General features: G+C 45.8%; 2 protein-coding genes. Both read left to right on the top strand.

What is annotated here, in order from left to right; all coding sequences use genetic code 11:
- Positions 1 to 595, top strand: a 595-nt coding sequence (locus tag AB4496_RS21580; protein ID WP_372131916.1) for a DeoR/GlpR family transcriptional regulator, incomplete at its 5' end; no start/stop codon positions are given.
- 270 nt (positions 596 to 865) lie between these two features.
- Positions 866 to 1,457, top strand: a 592-nt coding sequence (locus AB4496_RS21575; RefSeq protein ID WP_372131914.1) for an FAD-dependent oxidoreductase, incomplete at its 3' end; no start/stop codon positions are given.

The following is a 1,457-nucleotide window of genomic DNA, read 5'->3' as shown; positions in this document are numbered from 1 at the left end:
CACCTCTTATAACACGCGTAAAGCGCTTAACTTCAACGAAAAAGACGTGATCGCCGACGAGCTGGTTAAACATATCCCAGATGGCGCAACCTTGTTCGTTGATATCGGCACCACACCTGAATCGGTTGCTCGCGCACTCAACAAGAATCATAAGCAGCTACGAGTTGTGACCAACAACATTAACGTTGCAAGCATCCTTCTACCGAACCCAGAGATCAAGGTTATCTTGGCGGGCGGTGAAGTACGTAACCGCGATGGTGGCATCGTCGGTGAAGCGACACTCGATTTCGTAAAGCAGTTCCGCCTCGATTTCGGTATCTTGGGCATCAGTGGCATCGACTTTGACGGCTCGTTACTCGATTTTGACTACCACGAAGTTCGAGTGAAACAAGCCATCATCGAAAACAGTCGCAGCATCTTCTTAGCCGTCGACCACACTAAGTTTGGCCGTAACGCGATGGTTAAGCTCGGTAATATCTCTCAAGCCCACATGGTGTTTACTAATAAGCAGCCACCAGAAGAGATTCTCAACATCCTTAAAGATTCCGCAATACCATTAGAAGTGATCGATACCGCTCGTCCTATGAGCGAATAACTAAACATAAGAGCTCAGTGACGCCACTTTCTTAAATGATTCACGATTCTTTATAGAAAAGTTAATAAAGTAAAACTTGCTCGCTGTCACTGTCGCTTCTATGCTCGAATTAGACTTATTTGAACCTCTGCCTTCATAAGCAGAGGTTTTTTTATGCCCAAATCACATAAAACGCGCATAAACGAAAATAATAAATGACCGCAAACGAAAGTTCATATAGGATTCAATTATGTTCTAAAATGCTCGTTCGCTCAGAAAGAGGTCAAAACCATGAGTGCTCAACAAAATAATTCAAACAACAGTACACCTTCCACTTTAGACTTGATCGTGATTGGCGGCGGCATCAACGGTGCAGGCATCGCGGCAGACGCATCAGGTCGTGGTCTAAACGTTGGCTTATACGAAGCAAATGATTTCGCATCTGCAACGTCTTCTGCCAGCTCAAAGCTTATCCACGGTGGCCTACGCTACCTTGAACATTACGAGTTTCGTTTGGTTTCGGAAGCACTCGCGGAACGTGAAGTCTTGTTAAGAAAAGCACCTCATGTTGCTCAACCAATGCGTTTCCGTTTACCACATCGACCATTTTTACGCCCGGCTTGGATGATTCGCTGTGGCCTATTCCTTTACGATAACTTGGGTAAGCGCACCACTCTTCCTGGAAGTAAGACCGTCAACTTAGCGAAATCAGGCCTACTGAAACCAGAAATGAAGACAGGCTTCGAATACTCAGATTGCTGGGTTGATGATGCGCGTATGGTGTTGCTCAACGTATTAGCAGCAAAAGAAAACAACGCAGAAGTTCGTAACTACTGCCGAGTTGAAAAAGCGCACCGTGAAGGCGGCATCTGGCATGTGACGA

The sequence above is a fragment of the Vibrio sp. 10N.222.46.A1 genome, from assembly GCF_041473595.1.
Taxonomy (GTDB): domain Bacteria; phylum Pseudomonadota; class Gammaproteobacteria; order Enterobacterales; family Vibrionaceae; genus Vibrio; species Vibrio tasmaniensis_A.
Note: the sequence above shows the minus strand (reverse complement) of the source record. Positions and strands in the feature narration are given on the sequence as shown.